The sequence below is a fragment of the Lactobacillus helveticus genome (genome assembly GCF_046109915.1).
GTDB lineage: Bacteria > Bacillota > Bacilli > Lactobacillales > Lactobacillaceae > Lactobacillus > Lactobacillus helveticus.
This window is the reverse complement of the sequence record NZ_CP151471.1, coordinates 101,954-124,156: the sequence shown is the minus strand read 5'-3', so window position 1 is coordinate 124,156 and position 22,203 is coordinate 101,954. Positions and strand designations below refer to the sequence as shown.

Genomic DNA, 22,203 nt, shown 5'->3' with positions numbered 1-22,203 from the left:
ATTAACCTTCATAAATTTGCTCATTTTCTTTCATATCTTCCGGAGTTTTATCGATAAACTCAATATCATCTAGTGATCTAGGTGCATTTGGTTCATTATTATTCTTAATTTCAACCGCACGGTTCATTTCTGCAGGAGAGTGTTGTCCTAACTTGCTATTGTGCTTCCACCAGTAAACTCTAAGAACCTCCATACTACCTGCTGGACGAGCTGATGATTCATCATTTTCAAATAATGTCTCTAAAGCTTTATGAATTGATTCTGCATCATCATCAGAAAAGCCGGTCTTCTCAGCCAATTGTACGTTAATACTCCCGCCAAATTCATAAACTGCAAAGTCAATGCTATATTTCATCCCCATAGTATCAGATGATTTTTTATCGCCAGTGGTTGAGTTCACTGATTTAGTAATTTGCATCTCATTAATAAAGATTGGTGAAATTGAACGAGCGGTTTGAATCGAAACTGGACCACGTACCCCAACAGAAAGCTTATCTCCCTTAAATGCAAATACTTGACCAAAACTTCTAACATCCATCCAATTTTTGCAAGCAACCTCTGCGTACTTATCTGCATCTTTAGCTTTGGCAGCCTTCTTTATTGCATCAATACTATCCGCACGATCCTTCAAACTCTTAAATCCATCGTCAGTTCTATCGGCAGATTGCACAAAGATCTTATGTCCCATATCTTGAAGACGATTACGAATCTTCCGTTTAATTGCAACATCAGAAATTTCACCAAAACCATCATTAGTTTGGCGAGGACGATTACCATTTAATGGATCACCATTTGGATTAGCACCATGAACAGCAACATAAACTTTAAAATCAATTTTATTACTTAAAACCATGACTATTTATCTCCTTTTTCTTGCTCTTTTTGCTTTTTTTCCGAATATTCTCTTATTTTTCTAAACCAATCTACTTTTTGTTGACTATATCCAATTAAGAATTTTCCATCTAATGGATCATTTAATCGATTGATATTTTCCTCATTAATTTGTAACTTATCAAAAATATGATCAATTAAAATTTGTCCTCTTCTATTTCCTTTACTTTGCTTGAAGTAAGGTTGAGCATTCATATAAATGGTTTTCCAAGTATCAGCAGGTCGTTGTGCAAATGCGGACATGTATCTTTGAGCATTTGTTGGTCTATCAACCTCTTTATTTTTTAGCGCATCCCCCTCTAAAACATCTGCAACTGCAAGAAGTCTGCCATAAAGGTAGGATCTATCATTTATTTCATCATTTAGCATCGCTTTTATTCCTTCATTTTCATACCAAATTTTTAGCAACTTACTTGTAAGTCGTACTATTGGTTGCCATCCAATAAATCGAGCTTCAGGATCCTTAGGATTAAAACTTAAAGGTCGAATAGCTTTATTATATAGAGGCATAATTATGCCTCTTGGAACTATTTGTGAACCTAAAATTACACTTATTAATTCAGAAATCGTATTTTTCTTTAGATCGTCATTAGCTTTCGATCCATGAATCATATTTGCAATTGTTCTTAAACTATAAGGTGGATCTACAAATTCACCTGCTTTATTTTGAATAAACAGTGATATTTTTCCATACCAACTTGATAGTTTACGAATATATTGATTTAAATCTAATGCTTGATAAGATACAATATCTGCTCTACCCGGGGTAGACGTATCAATCTGCATTAAATAAACTAAATCTTCCAGATTATCTCCATTAAGTTCAATGCCTTTAACCAAGCTATTGTAATAGCTTTTAGCCAATCTCTCATTTGTATAAGATTCCGCTTGATCTGTATTATATGTCGACGTCAAAATCTTAAACATAGGACTAGTTTGATTATCAATCATATAATTTTGCTGTTTTCGTCCCCATGCTAAATAATAGCGGCCACCTATTGAGAATCCTTGCTTATCAATCAGCCATCTAAGAGCATGATGGGCCTTTTGTGAATTTAAATAACCAATTGTAGCAACTTCGTCCGAATTTAAGAGCCGACCCTTAAAAGTATAATTTGTTGTATCATTTGCTGAGATTAGCTTAGCATTACTTGCAGATGGAATTATTCCTTTTGGATGATTATCTGTTAGTATTGCATCATTATTACAATCCACATAATCTACACCAGTATCATTTCTTAGGGTAGTTAAATAATATTTCCCCCAGGCTTCATATAAGTCAGGATCTTCGAAGCTGCGATCCAGCCCTAATCCACGCACATTAAATCTAACAAAACTTCTGTCTAAATCACCAGTAATAGCCTTATACACTGCCGGTTTTTCTTCTTTACCTGTCCACTTCATTGGTATCGCACTTACTTGTTTTATTTCATCACCAAATAAATGTGCTTTAAACAATAAATCAGCAAAGATATCATTTTGGCTAACATACGTGTAAATCGCATTAACTTGTTGCCTTACTCTATCTGAACTATTTTTATTATTAACATATTCAACAAAGCCCTTTAACTGATTAATGTAATCAGAATAATAATGTGAATCTTTATCCTTATTACTAATCTCTGGATAATAGTCCTTAGCTATGTATTTCAAAGTATCATCAATCGGCATTGGTGCACTGCCACTGGAACGAGATGCTGACTTTAAAGTTGCAGGTATAATAGTACGTTGATTATCCTTTTCATCGATGACATCCGCGCCTTTAAATCCTCCATCTTTATCCAAATTAATTTGAATAGGAATATTAACTGCAATATGCGAAATTGGAACTAAAGTAACGGTCTTCGTTTTTTCTTTACCAACAGAAACTGTTTCTGCCTTTCCAGCAATAGATTCATTATCGTCATATACTTTGGCCAAATCAGATATCCAATTCATCAACTATCACCTTCTAACATTTGGCTATATAATTGATCTACAGATTCTAAGTTTTCACCTTTTTTAAACTTTTTGACTTGAAGTTCATGCAATGGCTTATGAACTGGACAGTCTTCTGGTCTGATAAAATCAACTACACCCTTTTTCATAACAACATTCCACAATCTTGCTTTTAACATAGAATTACCAGTTTCATCTGGATAATCAAAGCCATGAAACATTGTTCCAAAAAGTCGGTCATCAGAATTATCGTAGTAGCCTTCTCCTTCTCCAAATTTGCATGGTTCAACATATCCCTGACACTCTCTAGTGCCCAAAAAAACATCTCTACGACCGCCACGTTTAATACAGCGCTTCATTATTGCCAAGTGTTTCTTTATATTTCTATCCTTAGCTAAATCTAGACGATTCATATTAAATTCAAAATGAGCTAAAACCTGATATTCAACATCTTTTAAATAAGTATATCGGGCTAAGTCAGAGGATCGACTATTATTATATTTAAAGAGTCTCATGTCCTTTGCCTCAACTAAAATTGGTTTCATTACTCTAACTTTATCAATATGAATAACGATGGTTGGTTTCCAATATACGCTTTCCGCTATACCTTTTAAAGCTTGATACGTTGGAATTGAATATGTAAATTTCTCTCCACCCAATCTCATAATGGGATCAGTGAATAAAGCCCAATCACCAAAGACTTTATATGAAAAACTTGGGGACTTAATTATTTCATTCAGCATTCTGTCCTTCCTTTCTAAAAAATACTTTTCTCAATTTGTTTTCTATCTCCTAAGACCAATTTGTTGTATGCATATGGTCTAAAAGCATAGATCACTTCGTTTCCTACTTGACATAATGTGTATATATCACCTTCTTCAAATAGTTGATTGAATTTGTTATCGTATAAATTAACAATGTAAGGCTGTGCATCTTTAACTAGCATAATTAAGCTATTGATATCTTGATTTCCGTTTAAATCAGCTATTAATTTTTCCCCTTTATCACCATACGGTGCTAGAACTGATTTAGTATTATTTTTAATAACTTGAAAGTATTTCGCTATTGTTTCACTGCCTGAAAATTGCGTGAGTTTTTCAAACTTGGAGGCATCTTTTCTTTTACTCTGATATGCAAGTTCATGTACATTCTTAATACCATCAATATAATTTTCTAGATTAATGCCATTAGTTGGATATGACATTGTGCTTGCAAGCTTTGAGTAAAACATTTCAAAATACTTTTTAATCACATTTGCATTTAGAAAATCATCGGCTTTTATACCCTCACTAAGTAATTCAAGCACTTGATCTTTACCTGTTTTGACTTCATTAAGTTTAGCAATATGTTCCTCAGAAGGATCCATATTGAGTAAATAAACTTTTCCGAGTTTCAATTCATTATTTCTATTACATCGTCCTGCAGCTTGAACAAGTGAATCCAAACCAGAAAGTGATCTAAATACACATTCAAAACTAGCATCAACACCGGCTTCGATTAGTGGAGTTGAAATACAAATTACTCGCTTGCCTTCCTTAACTAAATTAAGAACGTTTTTAATTCTTTCTTTTCTATCGGCAGGACACATATTAGTACTCAAATATTCAAGCTTAATTTGATCACTGATACTATCAAATTTGTTTTTTAAATTTGAATATATTTTTTTAGTAACATCAATCGTATTAAAAATACCTAATATCGATTTGAAGTTCTGTGACTTTTTAAAAATTAACTCAGCAGCTTGAATCGAATTTAATACTAGATCAATGCCATCATCATTTTGTGTTTTATCGATAAACTCCACCCGTTTAAATTGCTGCTCATGTTCAATTAAATTGGGTATAATTTCATGATCTATATTTAAATCTAGCTTTTGTTTAACTTCCTCAAGAGCTGGCTGTGTCGCAGTACAAAGTAATACATTTGTATTACCAAAATTCTTTAAGAAATTAACTGCCTCATTAAACATATCAAGACACTTAATTGGTACTTTCTGAACTTCATCAAAGATAACAATCGAATCACAAAGATTATGAAATCTTCTCCTATGTTTTGTCCCTGAGGCAAAAATAGAATCTAGGAACTGAACCATAGTAGTTACAATTATCGGTGAATCCCAGCTGTCTTCAGTAAGATCCAAGGCATTCGTTGTTTCTTCACTCTTATCAGCAACTTTTTGAGAAACATTACTATGAAATTCCAGAATATTTTGTGAGTCATCTTTATTATCATTCAAAAACTTTCTTATAACTTCAGAATTTTGTTCAATGATGGTTATGTATGGAAGTACATAAATAATATGTTTTTTATGATAAAGCTTGGCATGTTTCAATCCAAATCTTAGTGAGGTAAGCGTTTTACCAGAACCTGTCGAAGCTGACAAAGTATATATTCCCGATGGCCTTTCAGCTGCTTGATCGCATTCTTCAGATATTTCAGCTCGCAATTGATTAATTTTACTATTATCATTTTTATTTAATTTATGTAATTTACCAACTAATTTTGAATAATATTTTTCAAACAGTTCAGTATTATCTGAAAAGTTAGGATTTTTTGAAAGTTTAAATGCTGTTGCGTCTGTTCTATCGGCATCTAGAAGACATGAATATACGTATTCGGAAAGAAAGTATTTAGCTTGTAATTCCAACATTACTTGCTTATTATTTTTCGCATTTTCATTCAAAATTTGCTCTGTTTTTAATGTTACTTTGTTACGTATTTTTGAAATAAATGCCTCATACTCATCGAATGCTAATTGAAAATACTTAGTGAATTTTTCTTCAGTTATAACATCCTTGTAAAATAACTCTTTACATTTTTTTAATTGTCTTTTCTTTTCTTCATCATCCTTAAATTTTTCTATTCTATTTAGAAAAGGACTCATTAAGTCAGGGTTTATATAATCTTTTAACCCTAAATAATTATGATGAGAAAAAATAGCATTTTCTAAAATACCTCCAAAGTCTAAAAAATCATAATAATTCTCTTTTTCAGAAAAATTTTCACTAATAAAATCTCTTAAAAAAATTGCACCAAAACTGGAATGATCAATACTACCTTTTTTTGATTGATCACCTTTTCTAGTAGATTCAATGATATATTCTTGAAATTTACTTTGATATTTACCAAGATCATGTAAAATTCCAGCCAAGCCAGCAACATGTTCAAGTGATAAATCTGATGCATATTTTTCTGCATACTTTTGAGTATTCAAAAGATGATCTCTGAGAGACTGTGTCTCTATGGTATTATTTTTTAATTTTTTGGTATGACCAATAAAATTTCCCACCATATATTTTATCTCTTTCTTAATAATTCTTCTCTTTCTAACCGTGTCCAGTATAATTTGGATCTATTTAATTTTCAATACTAAAACAAAAGACACACATAAAAAATGTGTGTCTTTACTCAATTTGTACAAGGTTAAAAAGAATTTCAATCCACGTATCTTTAACAAATACGAATCGTAATTAAGTTAAATTAACTTAATATACATTGTCATATTAAATTTGCTAAATATAAAAGTCAATTGAATTAATGAAGCATTGTACAAAAAAATTTTTAGCAAATAAAGCAGACGCTATATAATCGTCTGCTTTAAATTATATGGATGATGGGAATTAAACTTATTTTTAATAAGCCTGTCTTGCCCGTTAGACGACTTATCCTTAGAACCTCCACTCACGTGGAGAAAAATATATTATCGATCCCATTGCCATGACCAAGTGTTCGTATTAATTATATCAAATCCTACCAAAACAAAAAAGCCCCAACCGGGACTTTCTTCAAATATCTAATCTCTCAAAGCACGATTGCCAATATCATGGCGGTAGAAGCAATCTGGCAGATCAAGCTTGCTCAAATATGAATAAACATTATCTTGCGCCTGGACCAAATTGTCAGCTTCCGAAATCACCATAAACAGGCGGCCGCCATCACCTGTCAGATTATCCAAATCACCTTTCACGTTGGCATAATCGATATAGGTATTAGTACCTTCAGGCAACTTGCCGATCTTCACATTAGGAGCCGGATGCGTTGGATAGCCTTTGCTGCAGACAACTACGCCTAACACTGACTGATCGTTTTCTTCAATTTCAGGCAATTTTTCATGATTTACTGCTGCGTCAATCAGTTCCGCAAAGTCATTTTTAACACGAGGCAAGACAACTTGCGTTTCAGGATCGCCCAAGCGGACATTATATTCAATGACCTTCGGACCATCCTCAGTTAACATTAAGCCAATGTACAAAACGCCGCAGTAATGATAATTACCTTGAACTAAACCATTCATCGTGGGCTTCACGATCTCGTCAATCATTTTTTGCCGATCTTCTTTTTTCAGCTGTGGCAAAGGAGAATATGATCCCATGCCGCCGGTGTTTGGCCCCTTGTCGCCATCGCCAACTCGCTTATGGTCTTGCGCCATTGGCAAAATGGTAAATTGGTCTTCCGAAACAACCACAAACATGGAATATTCAGGACCAACCAAGCATTCTTCAAGCACAACAGCAGTTTGACCACCAGCAAACATTTCTCTGATCGTTTCTTCAGCGACGTCTTGATTCTTAGCAATGGTTACGCCCTTGCCACCAGCCAAGCCATCTTCCTTGATAACTACTGGAAAATCAAAGTCCTTTAACCCGGCAATACAGGTTTCAGCGCTGGTGAAAGTTTCATGGCGAGCAGTTGGAACATCATATTTGTTCATAAAACGCAGAGCGTAATCCTTTGAACCTTCTAGTTGGGCTGCTCTTTGGTTAGGACCAAAAATCTTTTGTCCTGCCTTTTCAAATTTATCGGTAATGCCAGCACAAAGGACATTTTCTGGTCCAACAAATGTCCAATCAACATGCTTACTTTTGGCAAAATCCAGCAGACCATCAAGATCAGTTTCTTCAATTGGTACAGTTTCAACGCCAATTGTTTGCATCCCCACATTGCCCGGTGCACAATACACAGTCTTAACATGTGGGCTCTCCTGCAGCTTCTTCGCCACGGCAAACTCGCGTCCACCCGAACCAACAACTAGTAAAACTAAATCATCTTTCATCGTTTTCACCAATTAGTGTCTAAAGTGACGGTAACCTGTAAATACCATTGCAACGCCGTACTTGTCTGCCATCTCGATTGAGTCTTTGTCGCGAATGGAGCCACCAGGTTGAACGATCGCCTTAATGCCATGTTTAGCCGCATATTCCACACAATCATTGAATGGGAAGAAGGCGTCTGACGCAAGGACTGCGCGGTCATCAATGGCATCCCCAGCATGGTTGATCGCAATCTTAGCCGAATCAATTCTGTTAGGTTGACCAGCACCTACGCCAAGAGTTCTTTCATCGTTTGCAACCACAATCGCATTAGACTTGGTATGTTTTACTGCCTTTAATGCAAACATCATAGTCTTGAGTTGGGCTGCAGTAGGCTCAGCCTTAGTTACAACCTTCCAGTCATCGGTATTTTCAATCAAAGTATCTTGTTCTTGTTGCAAAATACCACCCATGACTGAAACGACTTCTGGACGAGTCTTCTCATTTTCCTTACTAAAGTCTAATTCAAGCAATCTGACATTCTTTTTCTTTTCCAAAACTGCAAGTGCATCGTCGTCAAAGCCTGGTGCAATAATGATTTCCAAGAAAATCTTGTGCATCTTTTCGGCAGTAGCTAAATCAACTTTTCTGTTTAAAGCGATTACCCCACCAAAAATTGAAACTGAATCGGCTTCATATGCACGGTCCCATGCTTCTTCAAGCGTGTCGCCGCGGCCGATACCACATGGATTCATGTGCTTCATTGCCACAACAGTTGGTTCATCTTGAAATTCACGAATGCAGCGGAGTGCTTCATCAGCATCCTTGATGTTGTTGTAAGAAAGCTTCTTGCCATGCAATTGATGTGCTTGCAAAATCGAGAAACTCTTTGGAATCGCATCTTCGTAAAGCCAGGCTTTTTGGTGTGAGTTTTCACCATAGCGCATCTTTTCCTTCAGATCATAAGTCAAAGTCAACTTTTCAGGATCTTCAAGGCCAACTTGCTTGGTTAGGTAATTTGCAATAATTGCATCATAAGCGGCAGTTGCTCTAAACACCTTAGCTGCTAATTTTGCTCTCGTTTCAAGCGTGGTGTTGCCCTTTTCTTCGATTTCCTTCAACACTAAATCGTAGTCAGCTTTATCGGTTACAACAGTAACATCTTGATAGTTCTTTGAAGCTGCACGCAATAAACTTGGACCACCGATATCAATATTTTCGATTGCTTCTTCTCTAGTAACATCTGCCTTTTCGATCGTTTGTTTAAATGGATAAAGGTTGACGCAAACTAGATCAATTGGCTGAATGTTTAATTTTTTCAAAGTTGCCATGTGTTCAGGATCGTCTCTTTTAGCAAGAAGTCCGCCGTGAATATATGGGTTCAAAGTCTTTACCCGACCGTCCAAGATTTCGGGGAAATTAGTAACTTCTTCAACGCTGATTGTCTTGATACCAGCTTCGTCTAAAGTCTTCTTGGTACCACCGGTAGAAATAATCTCATAACCATTTCTAACTAAGCCTTTAGCAAAATCTACCAAATTGGTTTTATCGCTGACACTGATTAATGCACGTTTCATTTTAGTTTTCTTCCTTTTCCATTCTTTGACTTAATACTTTTTTTAACGTAGCTGGAAATAGTTGATGTTCTGTTTCATGGACTCTTGCCTCAAGCGTCTCAACCGTATCATCTGGATAAATTGGGACAGCCTGTTGAGCAATGATAGGCCCATGATCCAAATGGGCATCGATAAAATGCACCGTCACGCCGGTTTCTTTTATCTTACCTTGCTTGTAATCTTCAAAAGCTCTTTCGATTGAATTGAGGCCGGGATAACTTGGCAATAAGGCGGGATGCAAGTTGATAATTGCATTGGGATATTCGTTTAAAATCGTGGGTCCAACCACCCTAAGATATCCGGATAAAACAATGAAATCAATTTGATAATCCTGCAAAACTTTTAGCAGGCGCTTTTCATAAGCCGTCTTGCCGCCGCATTCTTTAACGGAAAATGCTTCATGCGGGATGCCTAATCTCTCGGCTCTTTTCACTACCGGGGCATTTGGATGATTGCAAAACATTAAAGCCTCGGTTCCGGGAATTTCGCCAGCTTGAAACTTTTTAGTTAAAGCTTCAAAGTTGGTTCCATTCCCAGAAGCTAAAATAGCAACTCTCATTTTTCTCCTCTATTTGATTACGATCTTTTCTTCCCCTTCGGGGCGTGCAACTAATTGACCAATTTCGTAGAATTTTTCATTCTCGCGATTTAGTTGTTCTTTGACTGCAGCAACGTTTTCTACTGGAACGGCTAAAACTAAACCAACGCCCATATTGAAAGTGTTGTAGCAATCTCGTTCATCTAAATCGCCTAGTTTTTTCAGATAATCAAAAATTGGTAAAACAGGCCACGAACCTTTATTAACCACTGCTTGCAAGTCATTGCCATAAATTCGAGGTAGGTTTTCGATAAAGCCGCCACCAGTAATATGGGCAATGCCGTGAACTAAATGCTTTTTTACTAGTGGCAAAACTGCTTTGACATAGATTCTGGTTGGCGTAAGGAGTGTTTCGCCTACGGTTTTGCCCGCTAATTCTGCTGGTTTGTCGCTTAATGAAACGTCGTGATCTTTGAACAAAATTTTTCTAATTAAACTGAAACCATTAGAATGGACGCCACTCGATGGCAAAGCAATTAAATGATCGCCTGCTTTGGCTAAAGAACTAGATAATAAGTCCTCTTTTTCCGCAATCCCAGTTGAAAAACCAGCCAAATCATATTCGTGGGGTTCATACATATCGGGCATTTCCGCGGTTTCACCACCAATTAAGGCAGAGCCGCTTTGCTTGCATCCCTCAGCCACGCCCTTAACTACGTCAGCCAATTTCTTTGGATCGTTATGTCCGCATGCAATGTAATCTAAGAAAAATAAAGGTTCAGCGCCTTGGGCTAGCACATCGTTAACGCACATGGCCACGCAATCGATGCCGACCGTGTCGTTTTGGTGCATCTTTTGCGCAATCATTAATTTGGTACCTACACCATCCGTGCCTGAAACAAGAACGGGATGCTTATAATCTAATTCTTCTAAGTCGAACATCCCGCCAAAACTGCCAATGCCGCCCATCACGCCTTTACGCTTAGTTGCAGCTACCATCGGCTTAATTCGATTGACTAAATCGTAACCAGCAGTGACGTCAACACCTGCTTCTTTATAACGATTCATTTTATAAATCCTTTCTTTGTCGCCGTTCTTGAGCATTGAGAGAAGCTAAATAGCCAGCTTCGTAGTCATCCAATTTTGTTGGATATTTGCCATTAAAGTAAGCAACTGTCAGACCCGATGAGTCTCCTCGATCAGGCACATCGATTGCTTTGATCAAGCTATCAACGCTTAAAAAGCCAAGGCTATCAGCACCGATAATTTTCCGCATCTCTTCTACTGAATAATGAGCTGCCATTAATTCGGCTCTAGTTGAAATATCAATGCCGTAAAAACATGGAAATCTAAATGGAGGACTAGCGATTCTAAGGTGTACTTCTTTAGCACCAGCATCTTTAAGCATTTTGACAATTTGCTTAGAAGTGGTTCCCCTTACGATCGAATCGTCGATGACCGCGATCTTTTTACCAGCAACGACACCACGAACAGCTGACAGTTTTAACTTAACACTCTTTTCACGCAAGGCTTGAGTTGGCTGAATGAAGGTTCTGGCAACGTATTGGTTTTTAACCAGACCCATTTCATAAGGCAACCCCAATTCTTCGGCGTAACCAGAAGCAGCTGACAAAGATGAGTTTGGTACGCCAATTACCATGTCAACATCGGCTGGAGCCTCACGAGCTAGCAGCCGCCCCATTCTTTTTCTAGCATTATGAACAGTCACACCATGTATGATTGAATCAGGACGAGCAAAATAGATGTATTCCATTGAGCAGATTGCTAAATGCGTATTTTTAGTAAAATGATCAATTTTCATCCCATCTCGATCAATGATAATTAATTCACCAGGCTGCACATCACGAACGAACTTGGCACCGATGATGTCAAGTGAACAAGTTTCGCTAGAAACAACGTAGGCGCCATTGTCCAATTTACCAATACATAAGGGACGAATCCCATTAGGATCAAGTGCCGCAATCATGCGATCTTTTTGCAAAAGCAGGAAGGCAAAACCACCGTGAACTTCATTCAGGCTTTGCTTTAAAGCCGAAATAAAGCCATCTTTGATATGATTACGAATCAAGTGAATCAAGATTTCGGTATCAGATGAGGATTGAAAAATCGCACCTTGTTTTTCGAGCTTGTTTCGTAAAGACACGGCATTAACTAAATTGCCGTTGTGGGCTAAAGCAACATCACCGTCTAGAAAATGAAAGAGAAATGGTTGTACGTTTTGAATCGAATTACGCCCCGTTGTACTGTAGCGAACGTGACCAATGGCACTGTCGCCGACCAATTTTTTTAAATCATTCGGATCAGCAAAAGCATCGGATAAAAGGCCACGATCGCGGTGTTGATACAAATGCTCACCATCGCTTGAGACGATGCCGGCCCCTTCTTGTCCGCGGTGCTGCAGGTTATGCAAACCCAGATATGTTAATTGACTAGCATCAGGAGCGCCGAAAACACCGAAGACGCCACATTCCTCATTTAGGCTTTTGATTTCATTAAACAAGGGATGCACTCCTTCCAAATCTTTTGCAATTCAGCTACATCTTCATTTACTTGATCGTTGGCCAGCGAAATGTTCAATTGCTGATCAGCAGTAACTTGACCAATTTCACTAACGGAATCGCCCATTTCTTGTTCAAATTTTGTCGCATTTGCAGGATCAACTGAAACGATCAAGCGACCTGGAGTCTCACTGAAAAGCAGATTTTTATCAAAATCAAGTTTTACCTTTGCACCAAAGTCTGTATCAAAAAGTGTTTCAGCTAAGGAAACGCCTAAGCCACCTTCGCTTAGATCGTGTGCACTTTTGACTAAGCCGTTAGCCATTAATGCTTGCAATTTGTAAAGGTATTGCTTTATCTCTGGCAAGTTTGGCGCATGTGGCAATCCGCTAATTTCACCAGTGATCATCTTTTGCAATTCTGAGCCGGCAAAATCATCATCTGTCTTACCCACTAGATAAATCTTGTCGCCTGCTTTTTGCATGTGCATTGGAATGACGTGATCATAATCCTTGATTAAACCAACCATCCCAATCATTGGTGATGGATAAATTGCCTTGCCATTATTTTCGTTATAAAGAGAGACATTTCCTGAAACAACCGGTGTTTCTAAGATTTCACATGCATCGGCAATCCCTTGACAAGATTGATGCAATTCCCAGAAAATTTCTGGATCATTAGGGTCACCATAGTTAAGACAGTCAGTAATTGCTAAAGGTTGGGCACCACTAGCCACGATATTTGTTGCACTTTCAAGGACAGTTCTTTGACCACCAACTTTTGGATCAAGATAGACAAAGCGTCCATTAGTATCAGTAGTCATCGCAATTGCCTTCTTAGTATGGCGCACACGCAAGACTCCGCTATCTGAACCAGGACCTACAATCGTGTCCGTTCGAACCTGTGAATCATATTGTTGCGTTACAAATTGATCGTTAGCAATGGTTGGCTGGTTCAAAAGATCTTTTAAAGTTTGACCGGCACTTTCAATATTTGGTTGCCAATTTTCACTTTGCTCAGCATCAATGATTCTTTGTGGTTTCTTTTCTGCACTTTTTTCTTCAAGGACTTTTTCAGTTAAAGTTACCACTGGAATATCACATACCACTTGATCATCGTGATGAAGCACGTATCTACCATCATCAGTAATGCGACCAATAGTTACAGCGTCAAGATTAAATTCATCGAAGATCTTTTTAACGTCCTCTTCATGGCCCTTCTTTACACAAAGGAGCATTCTTTCTTGCGATTCGCTAAGCATAATCTCGTAAGCTGACATGTTAGGTTCACGCTGAGGTACCAAGTTAAGATTGAGATCCATCCCGGATTTACCTTCAGTGGCCATTTCAGCACTTGAAGAAACGATGCCGGCTGCTCCCATGTCTTGAATACCAACAAGCCATTCACGATGATTCAAGATCAGCTCCAAGCAAGCTTCCATCAACAATTTTTCCATAAATGGATCACCAACTTGAACCGCTGAACGTTGGGTCGCATGTTCTTCAGAAAAGTCGGCTGAAGCAAAGGTAGCGCCGTGAATACCATCACGCCCGGTTTTAGCACCGACGTACATTACCGCATTGCCAACACCTGTAGCATCCCCATGCTCCATATCTTTGATATCCATAATGCCGACATTCATCGCATTTAATAAAATGTTGCCGTTGTAACAAGGATCAAATGTAGTTTCGCCACCTAAGTTAGGAATTCCCATGCAATTGCCGTAGTCGCCGACGCCTTTGATGGTTTCTTCCATCTTGTAGCGCATTGTTGAGTTATTTTTTAATTCACCAAAGTGAAGTGAGTCAAGAATTGCGACTGGACGAGCGCCCATACTGAAAACGTCTCTTAAAATACCGCCAACACCAGTGGCTGCACCTTGGTAAGGTTCAACTGTAGTTGGGTGGTTGTGACTTTCAGCCTTAAATACAACTGCTTGACCATCATCAATATCAACTACACCAGCACCTTCACCTGGACCTTGAACAACACGCTTGCCCTTGGTTGGGAAAAGCTTCAAAACTGGCTTAGATTTTTTGTAAGAACAGTGTTCACTCCACATTGCGGAGAACAAGCCGATTTCTGTGTAGTTGGGCAAGCGATGAAGCAAATGATCGCAAATATAGTCATATTCACGTTCTGATAAACTCCAATCAAGGTAAGGTTTCTTTTCTTTGATTTCTTCTGGTGTCATCGCTTGTTTCATGCTTGAACTCCTGCTTTTAAAAGTGACTTAAATAAAGGCAATCCATCTGTTCCGCCGAGAATTTCTTCAACGGCTCTTTCAGGGTGAGGCATCATGCCCAAGACATTGCCTTCTTTGTTACAGATACCAGCAATATCATGAAGACTACCGTTAGGATTTTCACCATGATATCTAAAGACAACTTGATGATTATTTTCTAATTCTTCAAGCACATCTTCGTCTGCGTAATAGCTGCCGTCGCCATGAGCAATAGGAATACGGATAAGTTCTTTATCTTCATACTCAGTAGTAAATGGCGTATGTGTATTTTCAACTTCTAGCGTTACGGTTTTGCACACGAATTGAAGACTATCGTTTTTCTTAAGTGCTCCAGGTAGAAGTCCCATTTCTGTTAAAATTTGGAAACCATTGCAGACACCTAATACTAATTTTCCTTCATCTGCCATCTTTTTAACGGCTGGGATGATATTTGAAAAACGAGCGATTGCACCAGTTCTTAAGTAGTCGCCGTAAGAAAAGCCACCTGGTAAAACAACTGCATCAAAGCCATCTAAGCTTTTTTCTTTGTAAGAAACGTATTCGACATCTGCTTTGCAAACAGTGTGAAAGGCTTCGTACATGTCGATATCGCAATTAGAGCCTGGAAAAACTACTACTGCAATTTTCATGCATTTTCCTCCAAAACTTTAATCTTGTAAGTTTCCATATTGAAGTTAACCAGTAAAGATTCGGCGATATCTTTAACATCGGCCTTTACCTTATCTAAGTCATCTTCATCTAGCGTTACATCGAAGAACTTACCAACAACGATTTTCTTAACTTCGTCATGACCAAGGGAATTAACGGAATCGGTGATTGCGGCTCCTTGTGGATCAAAAACTGAAGGCTTGTAGGTTACGTAAATACGGACAGTAGTCATTTAGATCTCCTTAAGTGCTTGCTTGATGCGGGCTAAATCTTGTTCATAAACAGTGGTTAAATCACCGATGTCTCTACGGTAAACATCTTTATCCATGTGCTTCTTGGTCTTTTTATCCCAAAGACGGCAGTTATCTGGTGAAAATTCATCTGCAAGGATGATATTTCCATCTGCATCTTTACCAAATTCAAGTTTGAAATCGACTAATTCCATTCCAGCCTTATCAAAAAGCGGAATCAAAAGCTTGTTAACTTGACGAGACAATTCCCAGATCTTCTTTTGCTCTTCAGCGGTCGCAATATGTAATGCAATCGCATCAGATTCGTTCATGATTGGGTCGTCTAGCTCATCACTCTTATAAAAAAGTTCTTCGACTGGCGTATCGAATTTTTCACCTTCGCCCAAGCCATAACGACTTGAGAAATGGCCAGCTGCAATATTTCTAGTAACAACTTCAAGTGGGAACATGTCGCACTTTTTAACTAATTCTTCAGTGTCTGAGATTTTCTTGATGAAATGAGTTGGAACTCCGTTTTTGGACAAGTATTCAAAAATCAAAGTTGAAATTTCGTTGTTTAAATAGGCTTTGTTCTTAAAGTCATCCTTCTTCTCGCCGTTACCGGCAGTTGCCTGGTCTGTATAAACCACACGTAAAACTTCTGGGTCATCTGTAGACCACATTTCCTTAACTTTACCGGTATACAACAACTTTGCCATTTTATTTTTCTCCTTGGTAAAAACACGAATATTATTAAAGATCAAATACTAATTTGTTCACTTTATGCTGACAATATTATCAACTATTGCTTATAATGTCAATATATTATAGAGCATTAAAAATACTATCACGAAGTATTGTTCGTGTTTTAGTGAAAATGATAAATAAAAAACAGAGCTTTAATAGCTCTGCTTAAACAAGATTAATTTACTTTTGTTTTCCAAATATGGGTGTCATTAATTTCTTGCAACGTTTTTTCAATATCGTCAGTAAGAATTGTAACGTGGCCCATTTTACGATTATGACGGATTTCGGCCTTGCCATAGTAGTGAAAATGCCAGTTGCTCTTTTCAGGAATGACTTTTCTTACGCCGGCTACATGTTGACCCAAAACATTCACCATTACCACTTTGGACAACAGCTTAATCTTAGGCAACGGCCAATTGCAAATAGCACGATCATGGATATCAAACTGGTCAAAATTGCAGGCTTCAATCGAATAGTGACCTGAATTATGCGGACGTGGTGCTAGTTCATTGACATAAATATCACCGTTATCCAGAATAAATAGCTCCACACCCAAAATACCGCACAAATGAATTGCTTCTGCAATTTGCTTAGCAATAGCCTGTGCTTTAGCATAAATTTCTTTTGAAACACGTGCTGGCACAATACTAATATGCAAAATTTCATCGGCATTGTAGTTTTCACTAACTGGGAAAACTGTCACTTCGCCTTTTGCATTTCTTGCGACCATGACAGAAGCTTCAACTTTGAATGGCACCCAGCCTTCAAGAATGCAGTCTCCTGTAGCTAAAATTTCTTTGATATGCGCATTATTTTTCAGATCGGCATCGCTCTTTAAAACTTCTTGGCCGTGGCCATCGTAGCCACCTTCACAGGTTTTAAGGACACAGTTATAGCCAATCTTTTTAATCGCTTCTTTTAAATCAGCCATGTTTTTAACAGGAAGATAAGGTGCGGTCATACAACCAGCACTACGCAAGAAGTTCTTTTCACGCAGTCTATGCTTAGTAATATAGAGCAGATTGGTGCCTTGAGGAATTTTTACTTTGTCAGCAACATCCTTTAAAGCTTGAAGGTCAACATTTTCAAATTCATACGTTAATACGTCGCTCTCTTTAGCCAGCTCTTCAATTGCATTAATGTCTGAATATTCGGCCACAATCTGCTTGTCAGCAACCTGACCACAAGGACAGTCTGGCGTTGGATCCAAGGTGATGACTTTCATTCCACCATACTTGGCTGACAAAGCCATCATTTGACCTAGTTGTCCGCCTCCAATGATGCCAATAGTCTTTCCTTGTTCAATAAAATCTGGATCAATCAAGTTCCGCACTGCTTTCTTTTGCTTCATCATGCATCTTTTGGCGATAGTCTTTCAATTGCTGTCTTATTTTTTCGTCACTAATTCCCAAAATTTCTAGTGCAAGAAGTGCCGCGTTGCTTGCACCAGCATTACCAATGGCAGTGGTAGCTACAGGGATACCGGTTGGCATTTGAACAATCGATAAAAGAGAATCCATCCCTCCCAATGCTTTAGTTTGTCCAGGAACACCAATTACTGGAATCACGGTATTAGCGGCTGTCATCCCAGGCAAATGCGCTGCCATACCTGCACCAGCAATGATCACCTTGGTGCCTTTTTCTTCAGCGGCTTGGGCAAAATCGTACATTTCCTTTGGCATTCTATGGGCTGAGATAACATGTTTATCATAGCTAACATTGAACTGATCCAAGATTTCACACGCATGCTTCATCGTTGGCCAATCTGACTTACTACCCATAATTACGCTTATTTCAGACATGATTCTTCCTCGTTAAAATAGTCCTGTAATTTGACCTTGATCATCAATATCCATATTTTCTGCGGCTGGATGCTTTGCTAGACCAGGCATAGTCATCATGGTACCTGATAAAGCGACAATGAAGCCGGCACCTAATTTAGGTACAAAGGAACGAATATGGAAATCAAAATCAGTTGGAGCGCCTAGCTTAGTTTGATCATCTGTAAATGAATATTGGGTCTTAGCAATACATACAGGCAGCTTGTTCCAGCCTTGTTTATCAAAAGTCTTAATTTGCTTTTTGGCTTTGTTAGACAAAACTACACGTTTTGCACCATAAATCTTGGTAGCAATGGCGTTTAATTTGTCTTCAATTGAATCAGAATTCTTATATAATTCGTGGAAATCAAATTTTTGGTCGGCAAGTTGAACTACTTCTTTAGCCAAATCTTGCGTGCCTTCTCCACCTTTGGCCCAAGCGTCAACTTCAATAGCTTTTACGCCCATTTCAGCACAAGCATCTTGGATTGCTTTGATTTCAGCCTCAGTATCACTAGTAAAGTGATTAATCGCAACCACAATTGGCAAATTATAGCCTTGCATGTTTTTAACGTGTCTGCGCAAGTTTGCCATACCTTTTTGCAAGGCTGGAAGATTTTCTTCAGTCAAATTATTCTTATCGGCACCACCGTTGAGCTTAAGTGCACGACAAGTTGCGACAATTACCACGGCATTTGGCGTCTTGCCTAAAACTGGACGCTTGATATCTAAGAACTTTTCAGCACCGAGATCTGCACCAAAGCCTGATTCAGTAACTGTGTAATCAGAAGTCTTTAAGGCGATTTGAGTAGCTAAAACTGAGTTACAGCCATGAGCAATGTTGGCAAATGGTCCACCGTGAACAATAGCAGGAGTGTGATCCAAAGTTTGAACTAAGTTAGGCTTAATAGCATCTTTCAATAAAAGTGTAATTGCACCAGTGAAGCCCAATTGATCAACGGTAACAGGCTTCTTGTCATAGGTATAACCAACAACGATGCGACCAATTCTCTTCTTTAAATCGTGCAAGCTCTCAGATAAGCAAAGAATGGCCATCATTTCTGAAGCAGCGGTAATATCAAAGCCGGTTTCTCGAGGAACACCTTGCATGATGCCACCGAGTCCAGTAACCACGTTTCTTAAAGCACGATCGTTAACGTCTTCGACTCTCTTCCAAATGATTCTGCGTGGATCAAGTCCTAAAGCATTGTCGCGCATAATGTAGTTATCGATTAGAGCCGCCAAGGTGTTGTTAGCAGAAGTTAAGGCATGCATGTCACCAGTGAAGTGTAAATTAATGTCTTCCATTGGGACAACTTGGCTATAGCCACCACCTGTTGCACCGCCTTTGATCCCAAAGACTGGTCCCATTGATGGTTCACGCATGGCAATGGTAGTTTGATGGCCTAATTGGTTAAGCGCATCCCCCAAGCCAACTAAAACAGTAGATTTTCCTTCACCAGCAGAAGTTGGGTTAATACCTGTCACCAAAATCAATTTGTGTTTCTTGCCTTCAATTTCCTTAACAGGCAAGTTGATCTTAGCTTTATAGTGACCATATTGTTCAATATCATCACTGGACAAGCCTAACTTTTGGGCAATTTCAGTGATCGGTTGCATTTTGGCTGCATCAGCAATTTCAATGTCAGTTGGCATGATTGTTCCTTTCATATACCGTACAATGTTACTTAATACTTATAATATCATTCTTATTTATTTTTATATTAATACAATACATCACTATGTAAGTATTTGCAAAGCTATATTTTACGAACCATATTTTATTTAAGCAAAAATAAAAAAGCCTAAATCGAGGCTATATCCTAAATAGTCTTCAACCATCTCTTAACTTCCACATCACTTTCGTCAACGCGATTGCCATCGACTACCAATGCAGAAGTATAAGTATTATTTTTACCACCATCACGTGCAATAAACTCACGGATCAATTCAGTACTATCACCCGAACCATAGCCACCTTCAGAAAGGAATGGCGCAATCTTTTTATTAGAAAATTCGCCGCCATATTCAAGTAGGAATGCCCTCATTGGTTGACTTAAAGTCATTGCCCAGGTCTGATAGCCTAAATAAATTGTGTCATATTGGCTCAGCATCTCAAGCTCAGGTGGATCATTTTGAATTCTTTCACAGTTAGCGCGATTGAGCGTTTTACGGTAATTTGCTGGATAAGGATTTCTTAAAGTAATTTCTAAAATATCAGCACCGGTTTCACGCGCAATTTTACTTGCGAGCAACTTAGTTGAACCGGAACACGACCAAAAGATAATGATGCTTTTGGCATCTTTAGTTAATTTTCTAACTGGTTGACCATCACGATTAGTATCTTGTCCATCGGATGGAGTGCCATAACCATTCTCCCAATCATAGCCACGTCTCTCTAATTGATTTGCGCGAATATCTTCACCATTAATTTGTCCTACAACTGGACCTAAATCTGAATAAGTACGACCAAACATAATTTTCTTTCCCCTCTTATTCTCAATTGTTACTACAAGTATAAGTTGTGCAAGAGAGTTTGAAAATTACTTAATGTTGATGCTGGTATACGTTAAGAGTATAAAAAAGCTCAATCCTCATTTGAGAATTGAGCTAATTTTTATTTATTTATCTTTCTTATCGTCGCTGGCATCCCACACCTTTCTCAAAGCAGGAACCTTACCCAAGTCGGTCATTTCATCCTTGCCAACCACGATCAAGTTGTTAGGGCCTTGAGCCAATTGGTTAAAGCTGTCCAAACTTTGGTTTCTGAAGTAACCTTCGCCAGCCTTTGACAAGGCTTCTTGCATCTTTTGTACACGGTAAGCGTCGGCATCAGCTTGCGTCTTAACTGCCTCAGCGTTGGCCTTAGCAGTAGCAACCAAAGCATCGTTCTTAGCCTTAGTGGTCATTCCAATGGTACGAGCTTCACCTTCGGCCTTAGCAATTGCGGCAGTCTTTTCACGGTCGGCAGTAAGTTGTTTGTCCATGGCATGTTGAATTTCAGCACTTGGTAAAAGTTCATCAACGTTGACACGAACGACCTTGATACCGTAGATATCAGTCAGGTCACCAGTTGCAGTGAAAAGTTGATCGTTAATTTCCTTAGTTGAGCCAAGGGCTGCGTTCAAATCCATACGACCAATAATGTCACGCAAGTGACCACGGATTAATTGCACCATTGATTCAACTGAGTCGGTGTTGTTGTAGAAGTAACGGTATGAATCAGTGACCAAGTAGTTCAAAGTTAAACTAGTAGAAATTTCAGCGTTATCTTTGGTAATGATTGAGTACTTAGAAATTTCAAGTGGTTGAAGTGCTAATGGAACTTTGCGAATTCTTTGGAAAAGTGGCCAGACAAAGATAAATCCAGCTTTTACTGTCTTAGAATACTTACCCAAGGTTTCAACCAAACCTTCATTATTTTGTGGAACGATTTTAAAACCACAACAAACATACACAATAACTAAAACAACAATAATGCCAATAATAATTCTTGCCATCATAATTTTTACCTCAAAACTTAGTTGTCTTTCTTTTCATTCTTTTCCGCATCAAGCCTCTTGGCGATATCTCCAAGTAAATCTTCCCTTCCGTTCAATGTGTTCAGGCGCTCGTCAAGCAGTTTGGCGTATTCATACTTATTCATTTGATCCAAATTATCCCATGCATTTGGAATCTCTACTCTGAAAGGAATACCATTATGAAGAATAATCTGATCATAGAACATGTTAATTGCCGTAGCTGAATTTAACCCCAGCTTTTTCAGAATAGCTTCTGCCTTTTCCTTCTTTTCTGGATTCATTCTGACATAAAGTCCTGTTGTTTTTTCTGCCATAATTTTTACTCCTTTCTGAATTTGGTACTATTATATATCGTTTACATATAAATTGCATATATTTTTGTAAAATATTTCATTTTGAATTAATCGATCTTAATAGCTAAAAATAGGTTTGGTTTTCAGAGTATACTTATATTTATAGA

General features: G+C 38.1%; 19 protein-coding genes. All 19 read right to left on the bottom strand.

All coding sequences use genetic code 11. The features are described 5' to 3' along the window. Window position 1 precedes the first annotated feature (1 nt). On the bottom strand, window positions 2–853 hold the full coding sequence (gene cas7c / locus AADV52_RS00785) for a type I-C CRISPR-associated protein Cas7/Csd2 (RefSeq protein ID WP_012212134.1): 852 nt from the start codon (window positions 851–853) through the stop codon (window positions 2–4). A 2-nt stretch (window positions 854–855) separates the two neighbouring features. Next, a complete protein-coding gene (cas8c, locus tag AADV52_RS00780; protein WP_012212135.1) occupies window positions 856–2,829 on the bottom strand; it encodes a type I-C CRISPR-associated protein Cas8c/Csd1 in 1,974 nt (657 codons plus the stop codon). After that, window positions 2,829–3,572, bottom strand: a complete 744-nt coding sequence (gene cas5c / locus AADV52_RS00775; RefSeq protein WP_012212136.1) for a type I-C CRISPR-associated protein Cas5c — start codon at window positions 3,570–3,572, stop codon at window positions 2,829–2,831. The genes cas8c and cas5c overlap by 1 nt, the downstream gene beginning before the upstream one ends. 14 nt (window positions 3,573–3,586) lie before the next feature. Beyond that, the gene (locus AADV52_RS00770; RefSeq protein ID WP_014563206.1) at window positions 3,587–6,121 is read right to left on the bottom strand and encodes a CRISPR-associated helicase/endonuclease Cas3; all 2,535 of its coding nucleotides are present in this window, start codon (window positions 6,119–6,121) and stop codon (window positions 3,587–3,589) included. A 501-nt stretch (window positions 6,122–6,622) separates the two neighbouring features. After that, entirely contained in the window at window positions 6,623–7,882 is a 1,260-nt protein-coding gene (gene purD, locus AADV52_RS00765) for a phosphoribosylamine--glycine ligase (RefSeq protein ID WP_014918440.1), read from the bottom strand. 12 nt (window positions 7,883–7,894) lie between these two features. Continuing rightward, window positions 7,895–9,436 (bottom strand): bifunctional phosphoribosylaminoimidazolecarboxamide formyltransferase/IMP cyclohydrolase, encoded by a 1,542-nt coding sequence (gene purH, locus AADV52_RS00760; protein WP_014918439.1) that lies wholly within the window; start codon window positions 9,434–9,436, stop codon window positions 7,895–7,897. Between the two features lies 1 nt (window position 9,437). Continuing rightward, window positions 9,438–10,034, bottom strand: a complete 597-nt coding sequence (purN, locus tag AADV52_RS00755) for a phosphoribosylglycinamide formyltransferase (protein ID WP_014918438.1) — start codon at window positions 10,032–10,034, stop codon at window positions 9,438–9,440. A 9-nt stretch (window positions 10,035–10,043) separates the two neighbouring features. Beyond that, window positions 10,044–11,081: a phosphoribosylformylglycinamidine cyclo-ligase gene (gene purM / locus AADV52_RS00750; protein ID WP_014918437.1), complete on the bottom strand. Its 1,038-nt coding sequence runs from the start codon at window positions 11,079–11,081 to the stop codon at window positions 10,044–10,046. Between the two features lies 1 nt (window position 11,082). Next, window positions 11,083–12,534 carry an amidophosphoribosyltransferase gene (purF, locus tag AADV52_RS00745; protein ID WP_014918436.1) on the bottom strand — a complete coding sequence of 484 codons (1,452 nt, stop codon included), beginning with the start codon at window positions 12,532–12,534 and terminating at the stop codon, window positions 11,083–11,085. Further along, window positions 12,510–14,738, bottom strand: coding sequence for a phosphoribosylformylglycinamidine synthase subunit PurL (gene purL, locus AADV52_RS00740; protein ID WP_014918435.1), 2,229 nt, complete (start codon window positions 14,736–14,738; stop codon window positions 12,510–12,512). The genes purF and purL overlap by 25 nt, the downstream gene beginning before the upstream one ends. Next, complete coding sequence (gene purQ / locus AADV52_RS00735) at window positions 14,735–15,406, bottom strand: phosphoribosylformylglycinamidine synthase subunit PurQ (RefSeq protein ID WP_014918434.1); 672 nt, start codon at window positions 15,404–15,406, stop codon at window positions 14,735–14,737. Before purQ ends, purL begins: the two co-directional genes overlap by 4 nt. Continuing rightward, the gene (gene purS / locus AADV52_RS00730) at window positions 15,403–15,657 is read right to left on the bottom strand and encodes a phosphoribosylformylglycinamidine synthase subunit PurS (RefSeq protein WP_014918433.1); all 255 of its coding nucleotides are present in this window, start codon (window positions 15,655–15,657) and stop codon (window positions 15,403–15,405) included. Before purS ends, purQ begins: the two co-directional genes overlap by 4 nt. After that, a complete protein-coding gene (purC, locus tag AADV52_RS00725; RefSeq protein WP_014918432.1) occupies window positions 15,658–16,374 on the bottom strand; it encodes a phosphoribosylaminoimidazolesuccinocarboxamide synthase in 717 nt (238 codons plus the stop codon). Window positions 16,375–16,577: 203 nt separating this feature from the next. Beyond that, complete coding sequence (gene purK / locus AADV52_RS00720; protein ID WP_014918431.1) at window positions 16,578–17,753, bottom strand: 5-(carboxyamino)imidazole ribonucleotide synthase; 1,176 nt, start codon at window positions 17,751–17,753, stop codon at window positions 16,578–16,580. Continuing rightward, window positions 17,719–18,204, bottom strand: a complete 486-nt coding sequence (purE, locus tag AADV52_RS00715) for a 5-(carboxyamino)imidazole ribonucleotide mutase (RefSeq protein WP_014563196.1) — start codon at window positions 18,202–18,204, stop codon at window positions 17,719–17,721. The genes purK and purE overlap by 35 nt, the downstream gene beginning before the upstream one ends. A 12-nt stretch (window positions 18,205–18,216) precedes the next feature. Further along, window positions 18,217–19,878: a formate--tetrahydrofolate ligase gene (locus AADV52_RS00710; protein WP_014918430.1), complete on the bottom strand. Its 1,662-nt coding sequence runs from the start codon at window positions 19,876–19,878 to the stop codon at window positions 18,217–18,219. 167 nt (window positions 19,879–20,045) lie between these two features. Continuing rightward, window positions 20,046–20,699, bottom strand: a complete 654-nt coding sequence (locus AADV52_RS00705) for a flavodoxin family protein (RefSeq protein WP_003629695.1) — start codon at window positions 20,697–20,699, stop codon at window positions 20,046–20,048. A gap of 144 nt (window positions 20,700–20,843) precedes the next feature. Continuing rightward, entirely contained in the window at window positions 20,844–21,725 is an 882-nt protein-coding gene (locus AADV52_RS00700) for an SPFH domain-containing protein (protein ID WP_003627167.1), read from the bottom strand. Window positions 21,726–21,742: 17 nt separating this feature from the next. Further along, window positions 21,743–22,057: a type II toxin-antitoxin system RelB/DinJ family antitoxin gene (locus AADV52_RS00695; RefSeq protein ID WP_012212140.1), complete on the bottom strand. Its 315-nt coding sequence runs from the start codon at window positions 22,055–22,057 to the stop codon at window positions 21,743–21,745. Window positions 22,058–22,203 lie beyond the last annotated feature (146 nt).